17 protein-coding genes and 1 CRISPR repeat array (1 of these 18 running past the window's edge) are annotated in these 21,824 nt (G+C 64.2%); of the genes, 9 read left to right on the top strand and 8 right to left on the bottom strand.

All coding sequences use genetic code 11. The annotated features are described in order from the left end of the window. Nucleotides 1-128: direct repeats of the CRISPR family, unit length 29 nt; unit sequence GTGTTCCCCGCACACGCGGGGATGAACCG (it extends 1,182 nt beyond the left edge of the window). Between the two features lie 80 nt (nucleotides 129-208). The 8 genes from OVA12_RS11535 to OVA12_RS11500 form a co-directional block, all read right to left on the bottom strand. Further along, a complete protein-coding gene (locus OVA12_RS11535) occupies nucleotides 209-1,153 on the bottom strand; it encodes a helix-turn-helix transcriptional regulator (RefSeq protein ID WP_268137451.1) in 945 nt (314 codons plus the stop codon). 136 nt (nucleotides 1,154-1,289) lie between these two features. Further along, the gene (locus tag OVA12_RS11530; RefSeq protein ID WP_268137449.1) at nucleotides 1,290-2,252 is read right to left on the bottom strand and encodes a helix-turn-helix domain-containing protein; all 963 of its coding nucleotides are present in this window, start codon (nucleotides 2,250-2,252) and stop codon (nucleotides 1,290-1,292) included. Between the two features lie 139 nt (nucleotides 2,253-2,391). Then, a complete protein-coding gene (locus OVA12_RS11525) occupies nucleotides 2,392-3,270 on the bottom strand; it encodes a hypothetical protein (protein WP_268137447.1) in 879 nt (292 codons plus the stop codon). Nucleotides 3,271-3,301: 31 nt separating this feature from the next. After that, nucleotides 3,302-3,730: a hypothetical protein gene (locus tag OVA12_RS11520; protein WP_268137445.1), complete on the bottom strand. Its 429-nt coding sequence runs from the start codon at nucleotides 3,728-3,730 to the stop codon at nucleotides 3,302-3,304. Then, the gene (locus OVA12_RS11515) at nucleotides 3,727-5,133 is read right to left on the bottom strand and encodes a hypothetical protein (RefSeq protein WP_268137443.1); all 1,407 of its coding nucleotides are present in this window, start codon (nucleotides 5,131-5,133) and stop codon (nucleotides 3,727-3,729) included. The genes OVA12_RS11520 and OVA12_RS11515 overlap by 4 nt, the downstream gene beginning before the upstream one ends. A 41-nt stretch (nucleotides 5,134-5,174) precedes the next feature. Continuing rightward, a complete protein-coding gene (locus OVA12_RS11510) occupies nucleotides 5,175-7,247 on the bottom strand; it encodes a VWA domain-containing protein (protein WP_268137441.1) in 2,073 nt (690 codons plus the stop codon). Next, on the bottom strand, nucleotides 7,244-7,732 hold the full coding sequence (locus tag OVA12_RS11505; RefSeq protein ID WP_268137439.1) for a hypothetical protein: 489 nt from the start codon (nucleotides 7,730-7,732) through the stop codon (nucleotides 7,244-7,246). Before OVA12_RS11505 ends, OVA12_RS11510 begins: the two co-directional genes overlap by 4 nt. A gap of 400 nt (nucleotides 7,733-8,132) precedes the next feature. After that, nucleotides 8,133-9,008, bottom strand: coding sequence for a LysR substrate-binding domain-containing protein (locus tag OVA12_RS11500; protein WP_268137437.1), 876 nt, complete (start codon nucleotides 9,006-9,008; stop codon nucleotides 8,133-8,135). Nucleotides 9,009-9,104: 96 nt separating this feature from the next. Here OVA12_RS11500 and OVA12_RS11495 point away from each other — a divergent pair, with 96 nt between their 5' ends. From OVA12_RS11495 to OVA12_RS11455, 9 genes are all read left to right on the top strand, one after another. Next, entirely contained in the window at nucleotides 9,105-10,763 is a 1,659-nt protein-coding gene (locus OVA12_RS11495) for a Na/Pi cotransporter family protein (RefSeq protein WP_268137435.1), read from the top strand. A gap of 103 nt (nucleotides 10,764-10,866) precedes the next feature. Then, nucleotides 10,867-12,054, top strand: a complete 1,188-nt coding sequence (locus OVA12_RS11490) for a 2-aminoethylphosphonate--pyruvate transaminase (RefSeq protein ID WP_268137433.1) — start codon at nucleotides 10,867-10,869, stop codon at nucleotides 12,052-12,054. 29 nt (nucleotides 12,055-12,083) lie between these two features. Beyond that, nucleotides 12,084-13,340: a phosphonoacetate hydrolase gene (phnA, locus tag OVA12_RS11485; protein ID WP_161707424.1), complete on the top strand. Its 1,257-nt coding sequence runs from the start codon at nucleotides 12,084-12,086 to the stop codon at nucleotides 13,338-13,340. Next, entirely contained in the window at nucleotides 13,334-14,791 is a 1,458-nt protein-coding gene (phnY, locus tag OVA12_RS11480; protein WP_268137430.1) for a phosphonoacetaldehyde dehydrogenase, read from the top strand. Before phnA ends, phnY begins: the two co-directional genes overlap by 7 nt. Before the next feature lie 106 nt (nucleotides 14,792-14,897). Next, the gene (locus tag OVA12_RS11475; protein WP_268137428.1) at nucleotides 14,898-15,728 is read left to right on the top strand and encodes an EamA family transporter; all 831 of its coding nucleotides are present in this window, start codon (nucleotides 14,898-14,900) and stop codon (nucleotides 15,726-15,728) included. 212 nt (nucleotides 15,729-15,940) lie between these two features. After that, on the top strand, nucleotides 15,941-16,957 hold the full coding sequence (locus OVA12_RS11470; RefSeq protein WP_268137426.1) for a putative 2-aminoethylphosphonate ABC transporter substrate-binding protein: 1,017 nt from the start codon (nucleotides 15,941-15,943) through the stop codon (nucleotides 16,955-16,957). A 74-nt stretch (nucleotides 16,958-17,031) separates the two neighbouring features. Continuing rightward, on the top strand, nucleotides 17,032-18,153 hold the full coding sequence (locus OVA12_RS11465) for a putative 2-aminoethylphosphonate ABC transporter ATP-binding protein (RefSeq protein WP_268137424.1): 1,122 nt from the start codon (nucleotides 17,032-17,034) through the stop codon (nucleotides 18,151-18,153). After that, nucleotides 18,153-20,165, top strand: a complete 2,013-nt coding sequence (locus OVA12_RS11460) for a putative 2-aminoethylphosphonate ABC transporter permease subunit (RefSeq protein ID WP_442793877.1) — start codon at nucleotides 18,153-18,155, stop codon at nucleotides 20,163-20,165. Before OVA12_RS11465 ends, OVA12_RS11460 begins: the two co-directional genes overlap by 1 nt. A 169-nt stretch (nucleotides 20,166-20,334) precedes the next feature. Further along, nucleotides 20,335-21,813 (top strand): MFS transporter, encoded by a 1,479-nt coding sequence (locus OVA12_RS11455; RefSeq protein ID WP_442793859.1) that lies wholly within the window; start codon nucleotides 20,335-20,337, stop codon nucleotides 21,811-21,813. The last annotated feature ends 11 nt before the right edge of the window (nucleotides 21,814-21,824 follow it).

Here is a 21,824-nt window from a genome sequence, read left to right as displayed (position 1 = left end):
GAACCGGTCTTGCCGACGTTGCTTTCCCCGTACAGCACGTGTTCCCCGCACACGCGGGGATGAGCCGAGGCCAAACTCCTCGACATATTCAGCTGTGGTGTGTTCCCCGCACACGCGGGGATGAACCGGCGAGGCGGGCCTTGGTGCCCGGGCCATGCGTGTGCTCCCCGCAAACGCGGGGACAAAACCCAAAGGTATCGCTCAACAATCAATTCCGTACGGCCATGCGATAGGCGCGCAGTTCCTCCGGATGGTGGCGGACATAGCGGAGGATATGGCCGCGCTTTTCCGGGCCGCGGACACCGGTGACGCCGCTGATCGTGCCGCAGTCTTCAAACAGGTCCGGCAAGGCTTCGGCACACCGGGAAAATACCAGCCGCCAAAGACGCTTGAGCGTATGTGGCGACAGCGACAGCTCGGCTGCGATCTCGCCATCCGAAAGTCCGTCCAGCGCCAGCTCCAGCACACGCCGCTCCGAGGCAGAAAAGCCGATTAGCGGTGGCAGGAACTGGAACAGCATTGCAGCCGGGGAATGCGGGAAGAGCGGGGACGTATCTGACCGCTCCATCAGCGTTGCCACGCGTGATCCGTCCGCCGTCGTGAAACTGCCGATGCTGCGCATGCCCGAGCGCACAAACATTTCTGCGACCGGGGCAGGGTCCTCACGCATCAGCCGCTTCAGGTAGTAGCCCCGATGGCAGGATACAAAATGCTCGATCGCCCGCGTCAGCAGCGGCGGAACCAGCGGCGAACCCGGTGCAAAGGCACAGGCAAACCCAAGGACGAATAGATTGAGCCCGCCACCCGCATTGGCGCATCCGATGGCCGGCGGTGCCAGAAGGATAGATGATCCGGCGGCCTCCAGATCGAGAAGCTGTGCCGCGAAATGCGGCGAGGGCGCCTCTGCCCAGGCAGCAGCTTCGGCTTCGCCGATGAAGGCCGAAACCCCCGCCGCGCCCAGTGCCCAGCCGCCACCGGGCTGATGCAGTTCGATGCAGCCCGCCATGATCTTTCCGGCCTTGATCAGCCCGGCGAAGACACCCGGATTGCGCAAGGCATGGCCGCCAAGCGCGGCATCGGCTGTTGCCAGCAGGGACAGGATGGCGTCTGCGTCCTCTGGCTTGCCCATGCGCGCGCGGATGTGCACCTGCATGGCAGGATCTTTGCGGTTCAGTCCCAACTGGCCACCTCGTGCTGCTGCCCGCGTGCACTGTCGCGCGGCGGCATCGCAATGGCGTCCGGATTCCGTCAAGGACCTGTCCGTTATCTGACAATTTTGCTGAATAAGGTCAGAGGGAACCGCGAATATCCTTCGGGCTGCAGCCGTAGACGGCGCGGAAGCCGGCGTAGAACGCGGACATGCTGTTAAAGCCGCAGTCGGCAGCAATATCGACGATGCGCCGGTCATGGCCGTCCGCCCCGCTCAGCATTGCATGCGCGCGTGCCAGGCGCGCCTCGCGGATGAAACTGGCGACAGACAGCCCCCGCCGGGCGAAGACCTGACGGACGGTGCTGGGCGACACCAGCAAGGCACGGGCGATATGGGCTTCGTTCAGCTCTGGTTCCGAAAGGTGCCGCTTGATGATCTGCTCTGCCTGATGAAAGCGCGCGTCGGGCAAGGCCGTGCCTTCACGCAGGACGTCCTGCCCGTGCCGGCTGGCGCCGATAGCCAGCGCCAGCAGCTCCGCAAGCTGATCGCCGATCCGGTCTGCCAGGCGAAAGTCCGGGTCGTTCTCAAGCGTCAGCAATGAACTTGCGTAGGAGCGAAACAGCCGGAATGCGGGATTTTCGGCCGCAATACGGCCAATGGGACCACAGTCATCGAGCCGGGCCAGAGCGGCGAGCTTTCGACGGGGCAGGGCGACCGCCAGAATGCCTGCGACACGCTGCGTGTGCGAAATCAGCCGCTCGGAGGTGGCATGAAAGATGGCGTCGCCATTGCGCGCCACCACCGCCGAGCCGCGCTGTTCATAGATCAGCTCGGAGCCGCATTCGGGCATCGACACGATCACCAGATCAAGACCGTTCTGGTTGTCCGACATCGAGAACCGGGACAGGCCCTGATTGAAGGACGTGGCGCAGGCCTCGGGCAGGGAGATGTTCGAAAAACGGCGGACCTTGCCCTCGTCCTCCGCTGCGAGATCGGAATACCGGTGCCCGATCATCCGGCCATAGACATCGCACAGCTCGTGAAACCCGACACCGGTCTGTCCGGCATCCAGCGCTGTCTTGGCACGAAAGGGAAGAACCATGCCCCGTCTCCCGGCGGCGCGCTTATGCGGCACCGCCGGTCACTATAATTTGGCCATCTTGCATTGCAATGGGCTCAGAACGCTGGGTCAGCGCCAAAGCTTCAGACCTCCGGCGGCCCGGCCAGGCGGGCAGAGGGCATCAGTTTTCCATCACCAGCGCCCGGAACCGGCGCCGGTCCTCGTCTGAAAGCAACACATCATCGGCGCAGCGGTTGGCCTTGACGGCAGTCCAGACGCCATTCCGGCGCTCCAGCAAGGCTTCAAGCACAGCGTCCTCGGGCTCCTGTTCACAGGCGCCCCAATCCGCCGCGCTCACCGGCCCGCCGCCGTCGCGCAGGCGAACCTTGCCACGGAAATAGGCGTTGGTGCCGTCGGCGCGCAGGATATCGACGACGAAGACGATGGGTACGCGGTCATTGAGATCGGCGTTGGCGGCGCGCACCGCATCCAGGATCGCCCGGCGCTCCGGTCCGCGCGCGACCTCGTAGACCCGTCCGCGCTCGGCTGGCGGAAGGCTCGCGAAGCGCGGCTTGCGGATCAGGTCGGCGATCTCCTGATCGCTCCAGAGGATCTGCGTCTGGCACAGTGTCGCCGGATCCATGCTGCCGCGGCTGTCGAGGTCAAGCCAGCGCTGCTCGACGTCATCATAGACGAACTGCACCTGCATGTCGGCAGCCGCCGCCGGTTGCGGGCAGATCCGGCCATCCGGACCATAGCCCTGGCCGTTGGGCGCAATCAGACGGAATTCGACGATTGCCTGGTAGGACCCGTCATGGCTGCTCGTGAAGAGATGAGACCCGACGATTTCGAATTCATGTCCGAGGGGCGGGGTCTGGCGGGTAAAAAAGTTGAACAGCAGAGCGCTGGGGCAGGGACGCTCCTCGCGCAAGGGTTCGGGCGCAGCCGGGGGATACGCCGCCATGCGCGGCAGGCATTCCATGGCAGCCTTGGCTTGCGGCATTGGCAGTGCGACGGGCCCTGCAAGGCAGGCGGCGAGCAGAACCAGACTGATGCGCATCCCGATCTCCATATAAAAAAAGGGGCGGCCCTCAGGAGGCCGCCAGCCGGTGCCAGGCCAGCACGAGGACCAGGCAAAGGCTGGCGCTTGCCGACGTGACCAGCGGCAGCATCAGGGGATCGGCGCCATGGATCAGCCCGGCGCCATAAAGCGGCAGCAGCACCGCAAGTCCTGCGGCCGCGCCGGCGATTGCAACGCTGACCAGCCGTCGAAGGGCCGTAAAGCCGCCCCGCGCCAGTCGTTGATCCAGCACGCCAACCAGCAGGGCCGGTACCAGACCGATGGCATAGGCTGGCGGCAGCCCGGCCAGTAGCAGCGGCAGGGTCAATGGTCCCGCACCGAGCGCCCACAGCACCAGAATCTCGCCGAAAAGCGGGCCGGCCAGCACAAAGACCCAGAGGCTCGCATGGCCTTCCCGGCGCGATCTGACCGGTTCCCCACCGGGCTGATCCTCGCTCACTTGCCGACACCCATTCCGGGCATTCCGAGCCCCAGGCAGAAGGTGTTGCTGCGCTTGGCGCGCCAGACGCAGGCCTCGCCGCCGCCATCTTCGGCGGCAAAGCCGGCGGCAAAGATCCCTTCGCCGGCGGGGTTGCGGGCCACGACAGTGCCGCCTTCGCTCTTGTCGCTCTTGGAGATGGTTGCCACAGGGGCGCCGGCTGCATTGAAGGCGACGGCCGCCCGGTCAGCCCCGACAAGGCCGGCACCAACGGTGCCATCAGGCGCAAACGCATACACGAGGCCGCCCTGGGCCGTGTCAACGGCAAGCGCGGCCTTGTTGCTGGTCCCGTCGCCCACATACAGGATCCCGGTTCCGGCCCCGCCGGGGTTCTCGCCGCCGGCAACAATGGGCTGACCGGCGCTGTTGAAGATCCGCAGCGCCACGCCCTTGCCAGCGGAGGCACCAAGGCCGGCCGCGTTCTGTCCGCTCTTGCGGATCATCAGGCCGAGATCCTCTGCCTTGGAGGACAGGGTCAGCCCGCCGTCCTGGCCAGCCTGCAGCTGCATGAGAGCGGCGTTGCTGGGGTCTGCGTTGATGATGGCGTTCGAGGTGCCGCCGGCGACGCGCAGGAAGGCGTTGTCCCCCTGCCCGGCGTACAGCTTGACCACCGCGTCCGCGCCGTCGTTGAGTTGCAGGATCGAGGCATCGCCGCTGTCCGCGCCCAGCAGAATTTTCTTGGCGCCCGACGACAGCTGGATGAAGGCGCTGTCCGCGCCCGAGGCTTTCATTGCAATCGATGCGCCGGATTCGCTGCCGACGACGGTGCGCCCGTCGGCTGCGACGCTGAACAACACCGCGCCGCTGGCATTGACGACCTTGAACGGAGCCTTGAACACCCCGCGCTCGGCCTCCAGCTTTGCCACTCTGGCTTCCAGTTCGGTCAAACGCTTGTTGTGCGCCTCAAGGAGTTCCGTCAGCGCGGCGGTCGTCGAGACGAGCTTCTGGTCGAGGGCCGCCAGACTGGCCTTCGAATGCTCGATCTCGATCATCTTCTCCGTGTTTTCCTTTTCCAGGCGGTCAAGCCGGGCGCGCAGTTCCTGGCCGCTGCCCAGGATTTCGGCCATCACCCCGCCGAACTTGTCGAAGGCAGTGCCAACCGCATCAGCAATGATCTTGCCGTCGGCGACGTTGGCCAGTGTCTTGCCCAGTGTCGCGGCGGTGTCTGCGAGGGGGGCCAGTTCAGGTGGCAGGGCCTGCTTGGCCAGATCTGCAGCCTTGTCGGCGGCCTGATCGGGCAGGTTCTTGACCGCATCGATCACCTCTTTCGCCTGCCCGGGCGTTGGCGCTGTCTGGGCGGCGGCGGTCTGCAGCGAGAGCCCCAGCAGCAGGGCGGTGACCGGCAGGCGAAGCAACGGGTGCATCATCGGTTCCTTGTGCGTCGGGCGCAGGCGCTGCGCCGGTATCATTGCAGGACAAGCTTGAGTTCGAGGCTCTGGCCGCTGGCGAGGTCGACGGGGACTTCCGCCGCCCGGCCGGTCTCATCCAGCGCGGTCACGCGGTAACGGCCGGCTGGCAGGACCGAGCCGAAATCCCGCCGCGTGCCACCTTGCGCCAGGGGCTTTTCGTCGAAGCCGCCGTCGCCGGTGCCGGCGAAGATCGAAACGAGCACATTCATCGGCAGCGCCTGGCCAGCGTTTGGCTCAGCGATCACCGTCAGCCGTCCGGCGGACAGGTCCAGCCGCTCGGTGACCTTCGCCCCCGGTGCGATGTCGATGTCGCGCGTGGCCTTGGCCTGGCCGGAGCTGAGCGAAACGATCCAGGTGCCGGGCGTCAGCGTCAGAACCGGCCGGGCGACGAGGTTGTTTTCCAGCGCCGCCCCGGCCGCGATACCGCCGATGAGGGATTTCGGCACAACGCTCCAGATCGCGTCGCGCCAATCGTCAAAGGCGGGCGTGTTGGGGCTGAGTGCCGCTTCCAGGGTCAAGGTGGCGGAGGGCAGAGGCAGGCGGGCGGTGACGGTCTTTCCGGCCACCACTTCGACCGGTTGGTTGATCCGTGCCCCGGAAACCTGCAGGCTCGCGGTGTAGGGTCCGGCAGGTGCCAGGATGGTCGGCCGGGCCGTGGCCTTGGCCTCCAGGCGCAGGTCGGTGGCGGTGCCTGCGGCCTCGGGTTCAAGGCTCCAGTCGAGGCCCGACCCGCTTGCAACGGGCTCTTTCGCTCCCTCGACAGCGGCCTCCAGGGTGATGCGGCCGAGGCCGAGATCGATGACTTCCTCGCTCTGCTTGCCGGCTGCGACGGTGATGTCGCGGCTGGCGGCAAAAGACCCGAATGATCCGGTGATCCGGTAGCGGCCCGGCTTCAGCAGAGCCTCTGCCTTGTCCGCGTCGGCAACGGTTGCCGGTGGTTGCCCGTCCAGCGGCTCGATGCGATAGACCGGTACACCCTTGATATCCGCGGCCGAGATTTCTTCACTGTTCGAGGCGACCATCGAAAGCTGGATCAGACCAGCCTCGATCGGCACGCGGATTTCGGCCGGCTTTCCGTCCGTGGACGGCTTCACCACGATGTCTGCCGATCCCGTGGCATTGGAGCCAGCGATGGCGGCCCGGTACTGGCCGGGGTTCAGGTCCAGATCGACGGCACGGCTCTCGCCTTCGTACACTTCGGTTCCGTCCGCGGTGGTGAGCTGCCATCGCACGGCACCTGGTACAGGCTCATCGCCCACGACAGCGACGAGATGAACCGCTGCAGCAACAATCGGGGCAGGTGGCGTGGTTGGCGGCACCTCCTCGGTGGGCGCTGGCTCAGCGGCGGCAGGTTCGATCTTGATTTCAGTAGCAACTGGCTCTGCCGCGATCTGCTCACCAGCCTTTGACAGTGCCTCCGACAGCGTCTGCCGGTCGCCGGTCCCGATCGAAAGACCGCTCGAACCAGCGATGCAGGCGAGCGACTGCATGTCCTGTTCGGACAGGCCGAAGCCGATCACATGAATCACCAGGCCCGCCTTGGCCTTGCGCAGATCCTCGGCAACAGCGCAGGGGTCCTCGTTGCAGGTCTCCAGCCCGTCGCTGACCAGCAAGATGCTGCCGCCTTCAGGAGGCAACAGGCCAGCCGCCTGTCGCAGGGACGCCGAGAGCGGGGTCTTGCCACGCGCGCGCAGGCTGTCCAGCCCCTGTTTGACGGCACTCAGATTCACCGGACCAAGCGGGATAAGCGTCTCGATGTCACGGCAGTCGCGGGCTTTGCGGTGGCCGTAGGCGATCAGGCCGAGTTCACGGCCCTCCGGCCAGTTCTCCACTTCCTTGCGGATCACGGCCCTTGCTGCATCCAGTCGCGTCTCGGTGCCTTGCCGTTCGGACATGCTGCCGGAAGAATCGATGATCAGCACTGCCGCATCGCCTGCCGCAGCCACAGCTGGCAGCAACAGGAAGGTCGCGATCAGGACTGCGACACTGGCCAGCTGCCGAAAGCCGGCAACCGCGCTGAAGACCAGCTGCGGCACAAGCCGCAGTGCGGGATTCTGGCGTCCTGTCATGGTGTTGGGGCTGTCACATTGTCATAGAAGATCCGGACGTCCGTTTTGGGCTGTTCGGTGGTCATGCGCAGGGGCAATCCATTGCTGATCCAGACCCGTTGCAGGACAAGAACGCCAGCTCCAGCCATCGGCGGGGGGATATAGTCGAACATCACCGCGTCCACCCCATCAAGGGTGTCGGGGCCGACCTTGGTGCAATCCTTCAGGCTGTCCGCGCCGGGGATCGCCTGCTTCTGCATGGCGGCGCGTCCGCCGGGTCCAAGATCCATCGCACTCCAGCTGTCGCCATCCTTGCGGTACAGCTTGTCGCCAACTGCAATCGCCTCCAGCACCACCGCTCCGTTCAGCGATACTGTCTGGCGATAGGCTGCAACCTTGCCAAGCGCATCATAGGCATCAGCAACAGTCTGGCAGTCATTTGCCTGAGCTGCAGCCGTCAGTCCGAGGAAGAGGCCTGCGGCGGCGACAATCGGGATGCGGGACATGCGTTCGTCTCCACTGGAGGGGTCGAACGAAGCCTAGGGAGCGCCAAAAATGCCCGCAACACCTCTAAAAGAGGTCTAGACGCCCATAGTCGGGTCGAGAAACGCGCCGGGATGCTGCCCTGCAGCAATCAGCGCGGTTCCGCATCGCGCCAGATGCAGATCTTGCTGTCTTGATGCAGGGTCAAAAGATCCTGCGCTGGCTGGCCCAAGCAAGTTTATTTTCGCGCACTGAAGTTCCAGTTGGGTTCGGATGGATCAACGTTTCAGACCATCAGAAGGACACGGCAGCCGTGCGGATCAAATCCAGCAGGAAATCATGTGACCTTGTGCGCCCTGGTCAAATCTTGTGCCACCCAGCGTGGCCCATCGGGCCTGCAACCAAGATATGCAGCCTTGCGGTTCAATTGGCGTTGGCGCTCATCCGGGCGATATCGAAAAAGGCGCTGACCAGTTTTGCCTGGCGCCGTTCCTGCAGACAGATCAGTGCCTCGTCCATCATCATTTCTTCCTGCGGATACAGGGGGATGCGGACCAGGCGCTGGTCTTCGCCAAATTCGGCGAGCGAGACGAAGCCGACTCCGGCACCGGAAGCGACGATCTCGCGCACGGCCTCGCGGCCCTCCGCCTCGATCACCGGCTTCAGCTCGACCCCGGCCGCGCGGGCCGCGACCTCCAGCTTCATGCGGGTCTTCGAGCCTCTTTCGCGAAACACCAGCGGCAGTTTCGCCAGTTCGGCGAAGGTCACCTGCTTCGCGCCGGAAAGCGGATGATCCTTGGCGACAAACGCGATGATCGGTGAGGAACTGAGCAATTCGCAGTCGAAGTTCTTCAGCGTCGGCCGCTCGCCCAGAACGCCGATGTCGGCTTCATAGTTATGCAGGGAGGTGACGACCGTTTCGGTGTTGCCCGCGCGTACCGAGATATGCACGCCGGGATAGCGCTGCCGGAACGCGGCCAGGATATGCAGGAGGTGATGCGCGCTGTCGGCGACAATCCGCAGGTTGCCCGACTGCAGCGCCCGGCTTTCCGACAGGAATTCCAGTGCCTGCTGCTCGCAGTCGAACAGGCGCCGGGTGACCTGAAGCAGCTGTTCTCCGGCGGCCGTCAACGTCACCTGCTTGCGCATCCGGTTGAACAGCAGCACGTCATATTCCTCTTCAAGCTTTCGCACCTGATCGGAAATCGCCGGCTGTGTCAGAAGCAGTTCCTCGGCAGCCCGCGAGAACCCGCCGCAGATCGCGACATAATGAAACGCGCGCAGCTGAACGTAGCGCATCAAGCCCCCTCAAAACTGATGACAGCATCAAATCTAACGATTTGATTTATGGATGGCAACGGCGCTTGTTGAGAGATCATCATCTGGAGCGCCGCCATGCATCCCTTCCTCATCCTGTTGCATCTCGCCGCTGCCGTCATGCTGCTGCTCTGGGCGGTCAGGATGGTGCGCACGGGCATCGAGCGCGCCTATGGGCCCGCGCTACGCAATGCAATGCGCCATGCAAGGGGCGGCACCCCTGGTATGGCTGCGGCTGGCGTCGTTCTGGCCATCGTGCTGCAGAGCGCGACGGCCGTCGGCGTTCTGGCGGTCGGTTTCTGCGCCTCCAGCATCATCGGTGTCGGCACCGGAATTGCGGCGCTCCTGGGGGCCGATCTTGGCTCCGCCCTGGTCGTCAAGCTTCTGTCGTTCGACCTCAGTGAACTGATCCCGGGTCTGATGCTGGTCGGCGCCACCCTGTTCCTGAAGTTCGAAAGCCGGCAGGTGCGGCAGATCGGGCGCATCACGCTGGGCATTGCCTTCATCCTCCTGTCGCTGCAGCTGGTGGGGCAGGCAACCGCGCCGGCGAGGCAGAGCGAGGTGCTGCCTCAGATTGCCGGCTATCTGGCGGGAGACCCGCTGATGGCGTTGGCCGTTTCCGCCCTCATTGCCTGGGGTCTGCATTCATCGGTGGCAACACTGATCCTGTTTGCCAGCTTTGCGGCAAACGGGGTTCTGCCCGTTGAGGCCGCCGCGCCAATGGTGCTCGGCGCGAACGTCGGCGGCGGTCTCGTTGCGGTCTGGCTTACGCGCGGTGCAGCGCTGCCCGCCCGGCGGATCCCGCTTGGCAACCTCATCTTCCGCTGTGTCGCGGCGGCTATCGCATTGGTCGCGTTGCAGCTGTTTCCAGCGCTGCTTGGCGGGCTGGGGGGCAGTCCGGCCGTGCAACTGGTGAATTTCCATGTTGCATTCAACCTGTGCCTTGTGGTGGCCGCGCTGCCGTTCATCCGGCCCATGGAACGGCTGACGGCCCGCCTCTGGCCGGTTCCGGCCCAGGAGATGCAAGAAACGGCCACCTATCGCAGTGCTCTGGACCGCTCGACAACGGCCCGGCCCGTTCTGGCTCTGGCCAGCGCCCAGCGGGAGCTGTTGCGCATGGGGGAGGCCGTCGAAGCCATGCTGCGGCCGGTCCTCGACATGCTCGACGCCGGCGATCCGCTCCAGATCGGCCGCCTCAGGGCCATGGATCAGGAGGTCAACCGCCGGCATACGGACATCAAGCTGTTCATCGCTGATGTGAACCGGGGCAGCCTCAGTGCTGACGAGGCCCGCCGTAGCCTGGAGCTTGCAAGCCTTGCCATCGATTTCGAGGCGATGGGAGACATCATCGCCAAGAACCTCCTGACCCAGGCCGAGGAAATGTCCCGTCTGCGGCTGCGGTTCTCGCGGGAAGGCTGGGGTGAGATCCAGGCTCTGCATGCGCGCGTGCTGGTCAACATGCACATGGCGCTGAATGTCCTCGTGTCCTCCGACCTTGAGAGCGCGCGGCAACTGGCTGCGGAAAAATCCGTTCTGCGCCGGATGGAGCGGGAAAGCCATGACCGGCATCTGGCACGCCTGCGCGCCGGCGCTGCGGAAACGCTCGACACCAGCGACATCCACCTCGAGGTGGTGCGTGCCTTGAAGGAAGTGAACTCGCTGCTGGTGAAGGTCGCCTATCCCATCCTGTCGGAGCAGGGATACCTGCGTGACACGCGTCTGGTCGAGCACGTCTGATACATCGATTTTATCGATTATCTGATCTTAAATAACGATTTTACAGATGAATTGCTGCGTGTGACGATCAGTCATCGAAGGCCAATCCACAGGGAGGAACGCCATGACCAAAGCCGAAAACGCATTTCCGGATCCCCAGATGGGAGAGCCGTTCCTGCTCACGCCGGGCCCGCTGACGACCGCCTACAGCGTCAAGGAAGCCATGCTTCGCGACTGGGGCTCCTGGGATGGTGACTTCCGCGCCATGACAAAGTCGCTGTGCGATCAGCTGGTCGAAATGGCCGGGGATACGGCTGGCGACTATGCCTGCGTCCCCATGCAGGGCTCGGGCTCCTTCTCGGTCGAGGCGATGCTGGGCACGCTGGTACCGCGCGACGGCAAGGTGCTTGTTCTTGCCAACGGCGCCTATGGCCTGCGTGCCGCCGAAACGCTCCGCGTCATGGGCCGTGCCTTCACCCTGATCAACAAGGGCGACTACCTGCCGCCGCGCGGCGACGAGGTGGCTATGGCTCTTGATGCCGATCCGGCCATCACCCACGTCATCGCCATCCACTGCGAGACATCGTCAGGCATTCTCAACCCGGTTGCCGAAATCGCCGCTGCCGTCATCTCGCGGGGCCGCAAGCTGCTGATCGACTCCATGAGCGCCTTTGGCGCGGTCGAGCTCGATGTCCGCCAGATCCCTTACGAGGCGATGGTGTCCTCGGCCAACAAGTGCGTTGAAGGCGTGCCGGGCTTCGGGTTCGTCATCGCCCGCAAGTCGGCGCTGGAAGCTGCCAAGGGCAACGCCCACTCGCTCAGCCTCGATGTGGCGGCGCAGTGGACGGCGATGGTCAAGACCGGCCAGTGGCGCTTCACCCCGCCGACCCATGTGGTCGCCGCGTTCCTCGAGGCGCTGCGCCTGCATCGTCTGGAGGGCGGCGTCGCCGGCCGTGGCGCGCGCTACACCCGCAACCGCGACGTAATGGTCGCCGGCATGCGTGCGCTCGGCTTCGAGACCCTGCTCGCCGACCGCTGGCTGTCGCCGATTATCGTCACCTTCTTCAATCCGGCCCATCCGAACTTCGTCTTCGACCGGTTCTACGAGCTGATGAAGGCCAGGGGCTTCATCATCTACCCGGGCAAGCTCACCGCGGTCGACAGCTTCCGCATCGGCTGCATTGGCCGGATGGACGAACACGTCATGCGCCGTGTCGTTGCCGCCGCCGCCGAGGCGCTCACCGAAATGGGCGTCGACAGCGCCGCTCCGCCCGCCGCCGCCATTGCCGAGCGCGCCAAGCTCGCCGCCTGATCCTGATCCTGCCAATCGAAAGACCTGCCATGAACGCTCACGCCCGCACGCCCATCGTCGCCAACGACCGCACCTATCCCTGGCCGAAGGTGCCAGCCATCGCCATTTGCCTGGACGGCTGCGAACCGGCCTATCTGGATGTTGCCATCGCCAAGGGGCTGATGCCGACGCTGAAGCGGATGCGCGAGACCGGCACCGACCGTCTCGCCCATTCGGTGATCCCGTCCTTCACCAATCCGAACAACCTGTCCATCGCCACCGGTCGCCCGCCCATCGTCCATGGCATCTGCGGCAACTACCTCTACGAGCCGGAGACCGGCAAGGAAGTGATGATGAACGACGTGCGCTTCCTGCGTGCGCCGACCATCTTCAGCCAGTTCTATGCTGCCGGTGCCCGCGTCGCCGTGGTCACGGCCAAGGACAAGCTGCGCGCGCTGCTGGGCGCCGGTCTGAAGTTCGATGAAGGCCGGGCCATCTGCTTCTCGTCCGAGAAGTCCGATGCGACGACCATGGCCGAAAATGGCATCAACAACGCCAGCGCCTGGCTCGGGCGTCCGGTTCCGGAAGTCTATTCCGCGGACCTGTCCGAGTTCGTCTTTGCTGCCGGTGTGCGCCTGCTGAAGGAGTGGAAGCCGGACGTGATGTATCTCACCACGACCGACTACGTGCAGCACAAGTATGCCCCGGAAGATGCTGACGCGCAGAGCTTCTACAAGATGTTCGACCGCTACCTCACGGAGCTTGACGCGCTGGGCGCCGCGATCGTCGTCACGGCCGACCATGGCATGAAGCCGAAGCATCTGGCCGATGGCTCACCGGCCGTGATCTACGTGCAGGATCTCCTCGACGGCTGGCTCGGCAAGGATGCGGCCCGCGTGATCCTGCCGATCACCGACCCTTACGTCGTGCACCACGGCGCGCTGGGCTCGTTTGCAACTGCCTACCTGCCGGCCGGGGCCGACCGCGCCGATATCATTAGCCGGCTCAAGGCCGTGCCGGACATGCTGCTGGTGGTGGACAAGGATGAGGCCATCCGCCGCTTCGAGCTGCCGGGTGACCGCATCGGTGATCTCGTCATGATCTCCGGCGAGAACATGACCCTCGGCACCAGCGCCCACCGCCATGACCTTGCCGCCCTCAACGAGCCGCTGCGCAGCCATGGCGGCCTGACCGAGCAGGAAGTTCCCTTCATCGTCAACCGCGTGATTGATCTGCCGGCCGCCCCCGTGCTGCGCAACTTCGACGCCTTCTTCTATGCCTGCACGGCGGCGGTGCAACCATGCTGAAGAAAGCTCCTCCGATCGCGATGCGGCACGAGGCGATGCGGATCGCCGGCCGCAAGGTGGATACGGTGGACCGGGTTCCGGTCCACTATCCCTGGACCAACGAGGTCATCGGTTCGGTGCCGGCCGGCACCGCCGAACACGCCCGCGAGGCCTTTGCCATCGCCGCCGCCTACGAGCCGCGTCTCACCCGCTACGAGCGCCAGACGATCCTGCTCAACACCGCCCGGATCATTTCCGAGCGCAAGGCCGAACTGGCGCCGATCATCACGGCGGAGCTTGGCATCTCGCTGGCCGATGCGATGTATGAATGCGGCCGGGCCTATGATGTCTACACGCTCGCCGGCCAGATGTGCATTCATGACGACGGCGAGATCTTCTCCTGCGACCTGACCCCGCATGGTAAGGCGCGCAAGATCTTCACCACGCGGGAACCGCTGCGCGCCATCTCTGCCATCACCCCGTTCAACCATCCGCTGAACATGGTGAGCCACAAGATCGCGCCGGCCATCGCCACCAACAACTGCATCGTGGTGAAGCCGACCGAGCTGACGCCCCTGACGGCGCTGTGGCTGGCCGATGCGCTCTACGAGGCCGGGCTCCCGCCGCAGATGCTGTCGGTGGTCACCGGCTGGCCGAAGGACATCGGCGACGAGATGATCACGAACCCGGACTTCGACCTGATCACCTTCACCGGCGGCGTGCCGGTGGGCAAGATGATCGCGGCGAAGGCGGCCTACAAGCGCCAAGTTCTGGAGCTTGGCGGCAATGATCCGCTGATCATCTGCAATGATCTCAGTGATGCGGACCTGGCCAGGGCCGCCGACCTCGCCGTTGCTGGCGCCACCAAGAACTCCGGCCAGCGCTGCACGGCGGTGAAGCGCATTCTGGTCCAGGAAAGTGTGGCCGACCGGTTCGTGCCGATGGTTCTGGAGCGCGCCAGGGCCCTGCGCTTCGGCGATCCGATGGATCCGGCCACGGAACTGGGCTGCGTCGTGCATGAACGCGCTGCCGAGGTCTTCGAGGAGCGTGTCTTCAAGGCCGAGGCCCAGGGCGCGAAGATCCTCTATCACCCCGGCCGCCAGGGCGCGCTGCTGCCGCCCATCGTGGTCGACCATGTCCCGCATGAAAGCGAACTGGTGATGGAGGAGACCTTTGGCCCCGTGGTTCCCATCGTCCGGGTGCCGGACAGCGACGTGGAGACCATGCGGATCTCCAACTCGACGCCCTTCGGTCTCTCCTCCGGTGTCTGCACCAACGATTACCGGCGCATGCAGTCCTATATCCGTGGCCTTGTGGTTGGCACGGTCAACGTCTGGGAGGTTCCCGGATACCGGATCGAGATGTCCCCGTTCGGCGGCATCAAGGACAGCGGCAACGGCTACAAGGAAGGCGTGATCGAGGCCATGAAAAGCTTCACCAACGTCAAGACCTTCTCCTTGCCATGGGCATGAGGCCTCCCCTGACCCATCGCTGAACTGGAGGCGGGCTGCTGCAGCTCGCCTCTCTTTTTTCCGGGGCTTGGCTGCTTCCGGATCGCAGGATCAAGGAATTCGGTCGATGGGCCTTGGCGCGTTGGGTCTTGTACTCCTGGCAGCCCTGCTGCACGCGGGCTGGAATGCGCTGATCAAGGCTGTCGATGACAGGGCCGGGGTGCTTGCGGCAGTATCTGCCGCACATGCGGTGCTGGGGCTTTGCCTCGTGCTGGTCTCTCCCGTGCCGGCATCGGCAAGCTGGCCGGCCATCGCCACCTCGGCCCTGTTGCATTACGTCTACTACGCCTTGCTGTTCCGGGCTTACCGGCTTGGAGACCTCAGCCAGGTCTATCCGATCTCGCGCGGGCTCGCGCCGGCCGCCGTCGCGCTGGCTGCGGCGGCTCTTATCGGCGAGCAGCTGCCGCCGGCCGGCTGGGTCGGGCTTGCCTGTGTCTGTGCCGGGATTGGCCTTCTGGCCGTACGGCGCAACCCGTCATCGCCCGGGGCTATCGGCTTTGCTGTTGCCCTGGGTCTGCTCATCGCCGCCTATTCGGTTGCCGATGGTCTTGGGGTGCGGCAGTCGCAGTCCGTGTTCGGATACATGGGCTGGCTGTTCCTGCTCGAGTTTCCCGTGCCGCTCGTCATCGCGCTGAACCGGCGCCTGCGGGGCGGACATTTCAGGCCAAGGGTCATCCTGCTGGGCAGCCTTGGCGGCGTCTCTGCCGTCACGGCGTATGGAATTGTCTTGTACGTCAAGACGATAGCCCCGCTTGGCGCGGTCTCGGCCGTGCGCGAGTCCAGCGTCATCTTTGCGGCCCTCATCGGTATTGTCGCCTTTCGGGAACGCCCGATCCTGTCTCGCCTCTTTGCCTCGGCCGTCGTTGCGGCCGGCGTTGCAGCATTGGCTATGACATAGCGCAGGTTGATCCCAGTAAAATCTATGATTGGATAAAATTAATAGATTTTACTTATTCAACGCTCGTTCCCAAAGTCAGTCTTACGGTGAGCCGATCAGAACCCGACACAGGGTCATAAAGAAATCGGCCCCGCTTCCAGCACGTCCTGCGCGATCAAGGGAAATCGCGGCCAGGCACAGTCGAACGTAGTTTTGACCAACGGGGAACCAACATGTTCGGAAAGACCCTTCTCTTTTCTGCCGCTCTGCTGGCAGCCGGCTCAATGTCCGCTGCAGCAGAAACGGAACTGACCGTCTACACCGCTTTTGAAGCCGAGTTTCTTGACCGCTATGCTGCGGCCTTCAACAAGGATCACCCGGACATCAAGATCAACTGGGTGCGGGACTCCACCGGCGTTGTTACAGCCAAACTGCTGGCAGAAAAGAACAACCCCAAGGCGGATGTTGTCTGGAGCCTCGCAGCATCGTCGCTGCTGATGCTCAAGGCCGAAGGCATGCTCGAGCCCTACGCGCCCAAGGGCATCGAGGCGCTTGATCCGCGCTACGTCGACAGCGACACACCGCCAACCTGGGTCGGTCTGGACGCCTGGCTGGGCGCCATCTGCTACAACACCGTGGAAGGCAAGAAGCGCGGTGTGCCGCAGCCCACGAGCTGGGCTGACCTGACCAAGCCGGAATATGCCGGCCAAATCGTCATGCCAAACCCTGCCTCGTCCGGTACCGGTTTCCTGGACGTTTCAGCCTGGCTGCAGATGTTCGGCGGTGATGGCTGGGACTACATGGACAAGCTCCATGCCAACATTGCCTCTTACACCCATTCGGGTTCCAAACCCTGCAAGATGGCAGCAGCCGGCGAGACCGTTGTCGGCATTTCCTTTGCGTTCCGCGGCGCAAAATCCAAGACCGATGGCGCGCCGATCGAAGTGATCATTCCCTCGGAGGGCACCGGCTGGGATCTGGAAGCCGCTGCAATCATTGCAGGAACGCCAAATCTTGATGCTGCCAAGACGCTGATGGATTGGTCGATTAGCCTTGCAGCGATGGAACAATACAACGTTGGCTATGCGGTCCTCGCAATACCGGGCGTTGCCAAGCCGGTGCCGAACTATCCGGCCGATGCTGAAGCCAAGATGATCCGCAATGACTTCGAATGGGCCGCGACGAACCGCAAGTCCATCCTCGAGGAATGGTCGAAGCGCTACGACACCAAGAGCGAACCGAAGTCTTGATCTGATCTCCCGAGGGGTGCTGCCGCGCCCCTCGGTCTGCCGCCAGCCGACATCAGCAGTCCGGAGTGAGCGCCATGAACGCCATCATCCCCAACTCTCTGCAACCTGCCGCCCTCCGGACCAGCTATCTCGAGATCGAGAATGTCTGGAAGGCCTATGGCAATTTTGTCGCCTTGCGCGACATCTCGCTCTCCATTCAACAGGGTGAGTTCATCTGTTTTCTCGGGCCATCGGGATGCGGCAAGACGACCTTGCTGCGCGCGATTGCCGGGCTCGATCCGCAAAGCCGCGGCTCCATTCGTCAGGCTGGCCGCGACATCTCGAACCTTCCGGCCTCGCAGCGTGATTATGGCATTGTCTTCCAGTCCTACGCGCTGTTTCCCAATCTGACGGTCGCCGCCAACATCGCTTTTGGCCTTGAAAACACCGGCCGTCCCTGGGACGAGATCAAGTCCAGGGTCAAGGAACTGCTTGAGCTGGTTGGTCTGCCGGACAAGGCGTTAAGCTATCCGTCCCAGTTGTCGGGTGGGCAGCAGCAGCGCATTGCGCTTGCCCGTGCGATTGCCATCAATCCGGGCTTGCTGCTCCTTGATGAGCCGCTGTCTGCGCTCGACGCAAAGGTCCGCGTCCATCTGCGGCACGAGATCAAGGAACTTCAGCGCAAGCTTCAGGTCACTACCATCATGGTGACCCATGACCAGGAAGAAGCCCTGGCGATGGCAGACCGGATCGTCGTGATGAACCACGGCGTGATCGAGCAGGTCGGCACGCCAATTGACGTCTATCGCCATCCTGCCTCGCTGTTTGTCGCCAACTTCATCGGCGAGACAAACCGGATCAAGGCTCATTTCTCCAGGGGCATCGTGACGATTGGCCGAACTCTCCTGGAAACCACTGTGACCGGCTTTGCCGATGAGGCGGATGTCACCGTCGCCGTGCGCCCGGAAGATATCCTGCCGCATGCCCGAGGGCACGAGCAGCTGGCCCAGCCCAATCATCTGCCGGTGACAATCACCGCGATGGAGTTTCTCGGGTCCTTCTGGCGCGTGCATCTGCGCAGCACGGAACTGGGCGGAACGCCGTTGGTTGCCAATTTCTCGATGAATGCCGTGCGCCGGTTCTCGCTTGCGGAGGGGGAAGACCTGACCGTCGAACTGCCCGCTGACCGTGTTCTCGTCTTTCCGGCAGCGAGGTGATCATGGCTGTCACTGAATGGATCCCGAGCGGGCGTGAAACACGTCTGCGGATGGATGGCGACGGACTGATCAAGCGTGGCTTCATGCTGGTCATCGCGCTCTATCTCATCGTCACCCTTGCGCTGCCGCTCTACACGATGCTGTCGAAGTCATTCGTGACCTACAGTTTCGATCTCTCCGAATTCGAACTGCAGGTCAGCGATGCCACCGGCACGAACTTCGGTCCTGCTATCAGTCTCGTTGACCTCAATGCCCGGTCTGGCCGCTATACGCCGCAGGACATGAAGACGAACTCCGATGGCCGTCTGGCCGTTGCCGAGCTGCTGCCGGATTTCAGTTTCCGCAGCCCTGTGCGCTACCGGATTCGCGCCGTGGATGATCGCGGCACCTGGCTCGTCGGGCTTGACAGGGTGAGCAGCCGCGACTGGCTGGAATACGACAGCAACACGCTGCGCCGGATCACACTGCGTCCCGTTCCGTCCTACGGCATCCAGAACTACGTCTCGTATTTCTCCAATCCGGCGCTGTTCCAGTCGATCTGGAACTCCCTGTTCATTGCCGTGGTCAGCACCGCCTTGACGGTGCCCTTCGCCTTCGGCTTTGCCTATGCCCTGCACCGCAGCTGCATGCCGTTCAAGGGGGCGATGAAGCTGATCGCGACCATGCCGATCCTCGTGCCATCCCTGCTTCCGGGCATCGCGCTGATCTATCTGTTCGGCAATCAGGGCCTGCTCAAGGATCTGCTGATGGGGCAGTCGATCTATGGTCCGCTCGGGATCGTCATCGGCTCCGTGTTCTTCACCTTCCCCCACGCCCTCATCATCATCTCGACGGCGCTGGCCATCGCGGACCAGCGCCACTACGAGGCGGCCGAGAGCTTGCGTGCGTCGCGCTGGCGCACTTTCTGGACCGTGACGGTTCCCGGTGCGCGGTATGGTCTGATCTCCGCGATGTTCGTGACCTTCACCCTGGTCGTCACCGATTTTGGCTTGCCCAAGGTGATCGGTGGCCAGTTCAGTGTTTTGGCGATCGACATCTACAAGCAGGTGATTGGCCAGCAGAATTTCGAGATGGGTGCGGTGGTGTCCGTCGTGCTTCTGGTTCCGGCGATCCTCGCCTTCTTTGTCGACCGCCAGGTGCAGAGAAAGCAGGTGTCGTTGCTGTCGGCCCGCGCCGTGCCGTTCGAGCCGAAGCCCAACCGCCGGTTCGATGCGCTGTGCCTTGCCTGGTGCGGTCTCATTGCCGCGTTCATCCTGACGATGATGGGTGTCTGCCAGCTGGCGGCCGTGGTGAAGTTCTGGCCCTATGACATGAGCCTGACCCTTGGCAACTTCGCCTTCAACAAGATGGATGGCGGCGGATGGGCGGCCTACTGGAATTCGATCTGGCTGTCGGCTCTGACGGCAGTGGCCGGAACCGCCATCGTCTTCTGTGGTGCCTATATGGTCGAGAAGACCGACGGCTTCCGCCTCGGCCGCGGCCTGTTCCAGTTCCTGGCGATGCTGCCGATGGCGATCCCCGGCATGGTGCTGGGCCTGGCCTACATCTTCTTCTTCAACAATCCGGACAACCCGCTGCACGGGCTTTACGGGACGATGGCAATCCTCGTCATCTCCACGGTCACCCACTTCTACACCGTCGGGCACCTGACGGCACTGACCGCGTTGAAGCAGATCGATGCCGAGTTCGAGCCGGTTGCCGCGTCGATGCGTCAGCCGTTCTACCGGCTGTTTGCCCGGGTGACGGTGCCGATCTGCCTGCCCTCGATCCTCGACATCATGATCTATCTGTTCGTGAATGCGATGACGACGGTCTCGGCGGTGGTGTTCCTGTACTCGACCCACACCGCGCTCGCGTCCATCGCCGTGCTCAACATGGACGATGCGGGCGACATCGCGCCGGCTGCGGCGATGGGGATGATGATCTTCTACACCAACGTCGCCGCCCGCCTGCTTCATGCGCTTGTGTCGCGGCACCTCTTGGCGTCGACCCAGGCCTGGCGCACGCGCTAGCACAAGTCCGGCAGGCAAGCCTTCGACCCGGCCGTGCCTGCCCGATAGCGTTCGCCTGCCTGCGCCAGGCGTGCAGGAGGCGGTTGGCTCAGATGCATCCGACGCGCCTTCTGCCGCAGGGGGGCTGAGACTAGGCTGCAACCGATCGTTCCTCAGATGGACCAAGGTTGTGACCCAAGCCGCCGAAACGCCCGCCGCCCCCAGCACGTCCCCGGACGGCGAGGCATCCGTTCGGGATGCCGCAACCACCGGATTTGTCCTGCCACTGACTGCCTTGGCGTTGTCGATGCTGCTGTCGTCGCTCGGCATCAGCAGCCCGAACGTCGCCCTGCCAGAGCTGGCGACAGCCTTTTCCGCGCCGCTCCAGGCGGTTCAATGGGTCATCATCGCCTATCTTCTCGCGGTCACCGTGCTGATCGTCAGCGCCGGGCGGCTGGGCGATGTTTATGGTCACCGCCGGGTGCTGATTGGCGGTCTGGTGGTGCTTTCCCTGGCCTCGCTCCTCTGCGGCCTTGCTCCGAACCTTCCCGTCCTCATCGGGGCGCGGGCGCTGCAGGGGGCCGGAGCGTCCGTCCTGATGGCGCTGACCGTCGCGATGGTGCGCGACACCGTGCCAAAGGAAAAGACGGGCAGCGCCATGGGGCTGCTCGGCACCATGTCGGCCATCGGCACGGCGCTTGGCCCCTCGCTGGGTGGCCTGCTGGTCGCCGGTCCCGGCTGGCCTTCGATCTTCTACCTCATGGTGCCGCTGGGCGCGCTCGCGGCGCTGCTGGCATTGCGGTTCCTTCCCGCCGATCGTCCGCGCGGGGCAAGTGAGGGCTTTGATCCGCTTGGCACGCTGCTCCTCGCCCTGGCTCTGGGGGCCTATGCGCTGGCGGTGACGGGCGGCGGCGGTGAGCTGACCGGGCTGACGCCGGCGTTGATCCTCGCCGCCTTGATCGGCTTCGGCCTGTTTCTCTTTGCCGAAACGGCCGTGCGTTCGCCGCTGGTGTCGCTGCCGGCGCTGCGGGATCCGCGCCTCTCTGCCAGCCTGGTCATGAACATCCTCGTCTCCACCGTGATGATGGCAACGCTGGTCGTCGGTCCCTTCTTTCTCGCCATCGGCCTTGGCCTGTCGGTTACGGCAGTCGGGCTGGTGCTCGCCGTTGGTCCGCTCGTCTCGACGCTGAGCGGCATTCCCGCGGGGCGGATCGTCGACCGGTTCGGTGCAGGCGCCATCGTGGCCGCCGGTCTCCTCCAGATGATGGTCGGTGCGCTGGCCCTCGCCTTTGCTCCGGTCGCCTTCGGACTGCCTGGCTATGTCGTCGCCATCGCGCTGCTGACGCCGGGCTACCAGCTGTTCCAGGCCGCGAACAACACGGCCGTGATGATGGACGTTGACGCGGGCCGGCGCGGCGTCATCTCCGGCCTGCTCAGCCTGTCGCGGAACCTTGGCCTCATCACGGGGGCGGCCCTGATGGGCGCGATATTTGCCCGTGTGTCCGGGCCGCTGGACACGGCCGACGCGGCGCAGGCCGCCGGCTTTGGCCTCACCGTCACCTTCTGCATCGCCGCCGCGCTCGCCCTGCTTGCGCTTCTGGTCGCCTTTGCCAGCGGCATCGCGGCGCGTGCGAAACGTCCCCCCGCCAGCACCGGCGCAGAGGGATGAAGCCTACCTCC

Source organism: Pannonibacter sp. SL95, assembly GCF_026672425.1.
In the GTDB taxonomy this organism is placed as follows: domain Bacteria; phylum Pseudomonadota; class Alphaproteobacteria; order Rhizobiales; family Stappiaceae; genus Pannonibacter.
The sequence above is the reverse complement of the archived record's forward strand: the minus strand, read 5'-3'. Positions and strand labels throughout refer to the sequence as shown.

Excerpts from the sequence above, each read along its gene's own strand:
- OVA12_RS11505 (WP_268137439.1), bottom strand. The coding sequence starts at position 7,732 with ATGTCCCGCATCCCGATTGTCGCCGCCGCAGGCCTCTTCCTCGGACTG.
- OVA12_RS11525 (WP_268137447.1), bottom strand. The coding sequence starts at position 3,270 with ATGCGCATCAGTCTGGTTCTGCTCGCCGCCTGCCTTGCAGGGCCCGTC.
- OVA12_RS11535 (WP_268137451.1), bottom strand. The coding sequence starts at position 1,153 with ATGCAGGTGCACATCCGCGCGCGCATGGGCAAGCCAGAGGACGCAGAC.
- phnY (WP_268137430.1), top strand. The coding sequence starts at position 13,334 with ATGCTGAAGAAAGCTCCTCCGATCGCGATGCGGCACGAGGCGATGCGG.
- OVA12_RS11530 (WP_268137449.1), bottom strand. The coding sequence starts at position 2,252 with ATGGTTCTTCCCTTTCGTGCCAAGACAGCGCTGGATGCCGGACAGACC.
- OVA12_RS11465 (WP_268137424.1), top strand. The coding sequence starts at position 17,032 with ATGAACGCCATCATCCCCAACTCTCTGCAACCTGCCGCCCTCCGGACC.
- OVA12_RS11510 (WP_268137441.1), bottom strand. The coding sequence starts at position 7,247 with ATGACAGGACGCCAGAATCCCGCACTGCGGCTTGTGCCGCAGCTGGTC.
- OVA12_RS11475 (WP_268137428.1), top strand. The coding sequence starts at position 14,898 with ATGGGCCTTGGCGCGTTGGGTCTTGTACTCCTGGCAGCCCTGCTGCAC.
- OVA12_RS11490 (WP_268137433.1), top strand. The coding sequence starts at position 10,867 with ATGACCAAAGCCGAAAACGCATTTCCGGATCCCCAGATGGGAGAGCCG.
- OVA12_RS11495 (WP_268137435.1), top strand. The coding sequence starts at position 9,105 with ATGCATCCCTTCCTCATCCTGTTGCATCTCGCCGCTGCCGTCATGCTG.
- OVA12_RS11500 (WP_268137437.1), bottom strand. The coding sequence starts at position 9,008 with ATGCGCTACGTTCAGCTGCGCGCGTTTCATTATGTCGCGATCTGCGGC.
- phnA (WP_161707424.1), top strand. The coding sequence starts at position 12,084 with ATGAACGCTCACGCCCGCACGCCCATCGTCGCCAACGACCGCACCTAT.
- OVA12_RS11470 (WP_268137426.1), top strand. The coding sequence starts at position 15,941 with ATGTTCGGAAAGACCCTTCTCTTTTCTGCCGCTCTGCTGGCAGCCGGC.
- OVA12_RS11515 (WP_268137443.1), bottom strand. The coding sequence starts at position 5,133 with ATGCACCCGTTGCTTCGCCTGCCGGTCACCGCCCTGCTGCTGGGGCTC.